Annotated in this window: 7 protein-coding genes; 4 read left to right on the top strand and 3 right to left on the bottom strand. The window is 55.2% G+C overall.

Translation table 11 applies throughout. The annotated features are described in order from the left end of the window. From AC1DUU_RS21785 to AC1DUU_RS21775, 3 genes are all read left to right on the top strand, one after another. Positions 1–461: hypothetical protein (locus AC1DUU_RS21785; protein ID WP_476785474.1), on the top strand; the 461-nt coding region annotated here is incomplete at its 5' end. 370 nt (positions 462–831) lie between these two features. Then, positions 832–2,070: a Y-family DNA polymerase gene (locus AC1DUU_RS21780; protein WP_476785473.1), complete on the top strand. Its 1,239-nt coding sequence runs from the start codon at positions 832–834 to the stop codon at positions 2,068–2,070. Then, on the top strand, positions 2,067–2,321 hold the full coding sequence (locus AC1DUU_RS21775) for a hypothetical protein (RefSeq protein ID WP_476785472.1): 255 nt from the start codon (positions 2,067–2,069) through the stop codon (positions 2,319–2,321). The genes AC1DUU_RS21780 and AC1DUU_RS21775 overlap by 4 nt, the downstream gene beginning before the upstream one ends. Positions 2,322–2,373: 52 nt before the next feature. Here the strand turns inward: AC1DUU_RS21775 and AC1DUU_RS21770 are convergent, their stop codons facing one another. Further along, positions 2,374–3,219, bottom strand: a complete 846-nt coding sequence (locus AC1DUU_RS21770) for a helix-turn-helix domain-containing protein (protein ID WP_476785471.1) — start codon at positions 3,217–3,219, stop codon at positions 2,374–2,376. 4 nt (positions 3,220–3,223) lie between these two features. After that, positions 3,224–3,733 (bottom strand): ComF family protein, encoded by a 510-nt coding sequence (locus AC1DUU_RS21765; protein WP_476785470.1) that lies wholly within the window; start codon positions 3,731–3,733, stop codon positions 3,224–3,226. Between the two features lie 486 nt (positions 3,734–4,219). Here AC1DUU_RS21765 and AC1DUU_RS21760 point away from each other — a divergent pair, with 486 nt between their 5' ends. Continuing rightward, positions 4,220–5,116, top strand: coding sequence for an ATP-dependent DNA ligase (locus AC1DUU_RS21760; protein ID WP_476785469.1), 897 nt, complete (start codon positions 4,220–4,222; stop codon positions 5,114–5,116). 56 nt (positions 5,117–5,172) lie between these two features. Here the strand turns inward: AC1DUU_RS21760 and AC1DUU_RS21755 are convergent. Further along, positions 5,173–5,397, bottom strand: a 225-nt coding sequence (locus AC1DUU_RS21755; protein ID WP_476785468.1) for a hypothetical protein, incomplete at its 5' end; no start/stop codon positions are given.

Below are 5,397 nucleotides of genomic sequence, written 5' to 3'. Positions count from 1 at the left end.
ACATTAACGCGTCCGCGGGTTGGGTAAGGGCGAGCTCAGTTGTTGATCCGAAGAGCTTGAACGATACGATAGTGCAGCTGCGCGAAGAGAACATCCAGCTTAGCAACACGATTAATAATTTCGAAGCGCCAGACAAGGCGCGTAAGTCCGCTGATGAGTTTGAAGAACTGAAGCTCGTCCTCTCAAGAACGGTGGTGTCATTGCCAGGCGAGAATGCCTCAAAGTCAATGGATATTCTGTCGGTTTCCTCCATGTATCTTGATAGTCTTGTTCGAGGCGTATCGTCGGGCAACAACGGAGAAGTAGGAAAATGGCTTTTTCAGTCGGTGATGCCTAAACTCATCCTACATGGGTTAGCCGAAGCAAATCGGCCAACTCCCAGCGCGATCTTCTTCCTTGCCCAACTGAATCAGCACGGACTGAAGTTTTTCTCCCGGCTGAAGCGCGAAGCGGTGGCCTAAGCCACAGCCTCCCTCACACACGTCTCCTCAACAGCCAGCGATCGACCTCACATCCAGCATTGTTCCGCCATGTGCGAGAAAAAATCCGTCTGTGTGACCAGGTGGTTTCGGTGCACCGGCACTCATCAGCCTGCTCACGTTGCCACCACATTGGAAACAGACGGTCTAATAACAACCCAGCCCGGTCCTTCCGCATTTATTGGTCACGACCTAGGACAACATTCCTTTTCGCTTGACACCGGATCGCGTCCGGAACATTTGTAGAACATCGGCCGGCCCAGCCGGTCAAACCCTGTCATGCATCGGAATTGCGCGGTCGCCCGCGCCACGGGAGAGCCTTGCCTTGCGAAAGCCGGAGACCATCGAGCGAATGTATCTCGACTTCGACGGGTTCTTCGCCAGCGTCGAGCAGCAGGCAGATCGGCGCCTAAGGGGCCGGCCGGTTGGTGTCGTTCCATTTGAAGGCACTGACCGAACCTGCGTCATCGCCTGCTCTCGTGAGGCGAAGGCGTTCGGAGTCAAGAACGTGATGCCCGTTGCAGAAGCCCGTCAGCTTTGCCCCGACATCGTCCTGGTGCCGCAGAAGCCGGACCTCTACCGTCGTGCGCACAATGCGCTCTTGTCCGAGATCCAGTCCGTCATTCCCATCGACGCGGTGAAATCGATCGACGAACTGACATGCCGTCTCGATGAAGTTAGCCGCAAAGACCCCCAATCGTTGGCAGAAAGGCTCAAGTCGACGCTCGCGGAAAACGTCGGCACGGTCATCACATCATCTGTCGGGTTCGCGGCGAATCGCCAGCTTGCCAAGATGGCTTGCAAGGAAGGCAAAAAGGCCGGCGCGACATATGGCAACGGCGTCATGGTCTGGCGTCCGGAAGATTTACCTGCGCTGCTGATTAAGCTGAAGCTATCTGATATCCCCGGTGTCGGTGAGAACATGGAACGGCGGCTAATCCGCTCGGGCATCTATACGACCGAGGATCTTTACCGCCTCGAGCCGAAGCATATGCGCAAGCTGTGGAACAACGTCACCGGCGAGCGGCTATGGTATGCGCTCCATGGCTACGACGTGCAGGCGCCGTTGTCTTCACGCGGCATGTTCGGCCACGGCCGCGTGCTGCCACCGGAGAGCCGCTCGCTGGCAGGTGCCTTCGAGATCTGCAGGCTCCTCTTGACCAAGGCCGCGCGGCGACTGCGCCGCGACGATTTCTACTGTAGCGGCCTGTGGCTTTGGCTCGCGGTCAGGGATCGCAATTGGTCGGCCAAGATGAAACTGCCGATTGTCCATGACGACCAGGCCGTGCTTACCGCCCTGGATGAGCTATGGAAGCGGGTCCGTGCCGAGTACCCGCGTGGCGTCACCGTCTTTCGCGTCGGGGTCACCCTCTACGATCTGAGCCGCGCCAGCGAGCGCCAGCTCGATTTCCTGCTCAACGACGACCGTGTTCGCCAGAAATGGGAACAGGTCTCCAATGCGGTCGATGGCTTGAATGCCCGATATGGGRAAACCGTGACATCGCTCGGGATGTGGAGGCCGCCCGCCGGCGGACACGTCGGCGGGAAGATCTCGTACACACGCATTCCAACAGCGGAGGATTTCTGGTGAGCGGCTGGAAACAGAACATACAGGTCCGCGATCTCGACGATACCCAGCGCCTGGAGATCACCTGCAAGGTTTGCGGGCATGTCCACTATCTCACGAAGGCGGTGATCTGCACCTCAAAGGAGCGCGAGTTCGAATACCTCGACGAGGTCGAGCGCAACGAAATCTGCAAGGCTCGCGGCTGCCGAGGGACGGTTCGTCTCGCGATGCCGCGCAAGGGCGACACCAGCGGCTTTGTTGGCGGGTTGGCGTAAATCGCGAAAAGCTGCCAAGCGGCATCCATTCGCTATTTCAGCGGGCAAAGGTTTATGCTGCCACGCGCACTTCGATATGCAGGCCAGCGGCTGCTACCATGTTAACAAGAGAATCGAGACCAAACACTCCGGTCTTGTGACGCAAGAGGTCGGAAATTCGTGGTTGCGTAACGCCGAGTCTTCGAGCTGCCTCTGCTTGCGTCCATCCCTGAGCCTTTACATGCATTTCGATGGCTTCCATCAAGGTAGACCGTAGCTTCATGTTTGCGGCATGCGACGGGTCTGCGTCTTCCATTGCGGGAGCGATGTCCACTCTAAGCTTTTGCGTAGGCTGATTTTCTTCAATGGCCAAAGAGAATTGCGTTTGTGAGATGTCCGCAATTTTAGAGGAAATCGCAATTTTTTCCTCGGCCTTTGCACGAGCATGTTCAGACATAAATGAAAGCAAGTGAATCAATTCATCAGCATCAGATACCGTAAGGAATTCTTTATTTTTATTGACGAAAACGACTGATTTTTTATTCTCCCTAATTAATTCAAATACATTGCTCAGCGTGCCGGTGCTTTTGCTGTCCCAAATCATTAGTCCGTAATTGCTGACGCGAGCCATTTCCAAGTCTTTTGCCGTATAGAACGCTCTACTGCCAGGCGCCGCCTTTGGATAAACACTATTGACAGGCCATCCGCCAATATTGTTTCGAGGGCGATCGCCGCTGCAATAGACTGTCACCCGCTTGGCACCGTATTCAAGAAGGCATCCTTGGATAGAGGAATCGGCGCCGTCAGCGTCGCCGACGACAATTTCTAAGTCGGAAGCGACGATTTTTTTGATCCGCGCTTTGACTTTGTCGTGAAGTCTGCTGATCGCGATCGATCCTGCAACGAATACAATAGTCATGGGCTTACTTCCACGTAACGGTGGCAGCATAGACGCGGTCAATTTTTGGGTAGGTCTGAAGGGCCTGACATACCGCGTCCATAGTTGCACCTGTGTCAAATAAGTCGTCGAGCAGTAAAGCGTTCCAACGACCTTCGTTTGTTATGCTGGGATTGATAGAAAACCGTCCATTCAGGGCGGCAACCTTTTCCTCCCTTGTGTTCAGATTCTTCAGCTGTGGGCTTCCCTGTGGTGCCGCGGCCTTCACCACGATGCTGTCGATGACAGGAATATTTATGAGCTTGCCGAGCTCATTGGCAATTTCATTGACAGGCTGGCGAGGCCGGACAGTAGAAGCAGGCATGGGAACAATGAGCCCAACATTCGGGAAAAGCGGTAGCAAGGACGTTTGGATTTGCGCTGCGATAGGACCGACTTGCGTCCAATCACCGCGATACTTGAGCCTAAAGAGAGCTTCGCCTGGTTCGGATCGTGTCGTATCGAACTGAGCATGCCCGAAGGCGTCTTCGCCCAAATAGACACTCGAAAGTGTGTGCTTATGCAGCGCGTACCCTAGAGTCCAGGTTCCATTTAGCTGCTTCAACTGAACTTGCATACGCGGCTGTCCCTACCCTGCTCATTCGGGTGCCCCCACCCAGCGTCCATCGAGACATACAAAATATTGTATGTCTCGCCAATGCGGTTTGTTGTAAAATTCGAACGCAAAGTCGGCACTTCGGAGGCGCTTGGAAATCGCCGACAAATGGCGCCAGATGGAGCGGATTGCATACTCAGGCGTTTCAGAGTTCTCTAATGTGTCATCGGAGGTTCTGACGTGCCTGACGTCCCCAAAACAAGAGAGGGCCGCAAACTCGTATCCTCGGACCCGGAGTATGAGGTCGACGATTTCGTCCGCGAGTACGATATAAGTCAAGGCGAAGCCGCCACGATCATTAGGCGCTACGGTCCATCGCGCAGCAAGCTAGACGCCATTATGGCGCAACGTTTCCACGGTTGATCGATGACGGACCAGCGCCGGTCCACGTTCATCCCTCCCTGCATCCCGACGCTGGTTGACAAGCCGCCAGAAGGGGACCGTTGGACGCACGAAATCAAATATGACGGTTATCGGACGCAGATCCACCTTGCTGGCGGTCATGCTCGCGCCTTCACACGCAATGGCCACGATTGGTCGATGAAATACGCCGCTGTGCTTGCCGCATCGCGCGAGTTGATTGCCCGCGATGCGATCGTCGACGGCGAGATGGTCGTGCAGGATGATGCCGGTCGCTCCAGTTTCAAGAAGCTCGCCAGCGCGATCCGCTGGGAAGGCTCCGCCCTGGTGTTCTACGCCTTCGATCTCCTGGGCCTCGACGGCAATGATTTGCGCAAGCAGCGTTGCGAGGATCGGCGGCGGCTGCTGCATGATCTGCTCGGTGATCCGCGCCCCACTTGCCCGCTGCAGTTCAGCCAGGCGTTTGAAGGCTCGGGGGCCGAGTTCTTCACTGCGGCGGAAAAGTTGGACCTCGAAGGTATCGTCTCGAAGCGCAGGGCCAGCACCTACCGCGGCGGCCCATCGCAAGACTGGGTGAAGACTAAGATCTACATCGAAGGCGAATTCGTCGTGATTGGCTACGAGCGCAAGCGTGGTACCGCTCCGTCGCTGCTGCTTGCTGAGGAGACCGACTCCAGCCTGCGTTACGTCGGTCGCGCCATTCCCGCGATATCGGAAGGCCAGCGCGACGAGCTTTGGCAGGCGCTTGAGTTCCTTCACGCCGTTGCATTCGCCGCGCCGGTAGGCACAGGCAACAAGGCCGCAGTTCCGGTGCAGCCTATCCTGCATGTCATGGCCAAGCATTTGAAGGGCGAGGAGAAACTACGCCACGCGACCGTGGTGGCGGTAATGTTGCCGCAATAAGAAACTCAACCAAGTAGTGTGTAAATTAGAATCGAGCGGCAGATTCGTAAATAAATCTATACGTCGAATCCAAATAATATTCTATCATAGTAGGCAACAAGTTTCTTGAAATAAGATTTATATGGGTCTCTGAATGGATAATCTAAATTGTCGATGATGAATTTTTTTAGAACTGGCAAGTCAATGTCGACGACAGGTTGATGGCCAATGTAAATTGTTGCCTTTTCCACTCCTGCTAGTTCGATTATATCGGATGTTGTCTTTCCGGCGTAATTGTTATC

This window comes from Aminobacter sp. P4_H6_2, from assembly GCF_056400805.1.
The sequence above is the reverse complement of the archived record's forward strand: the minus strand, read 5'-3'. Positions and strand labels throughout refer to the sequence as shown.

Bases quoted from the DNA above. Each gene is read 5' to 3' on its own strand.
- AC1DUU_RS21770 (WP_476785471.1), bottom strand. From the start codon at position 3,219: ATGACTATTGTATTCGTTGCAGGATCGATCGCGATCAGCAGACTTCAC.
- AC1DUU_RS21760 (WP_476785469.1), top strand. From the start codon at position 4,220: ATGACGGACCAGCGCCGGTCCACGTTCATCCCTCCCTGCATCCCGACG.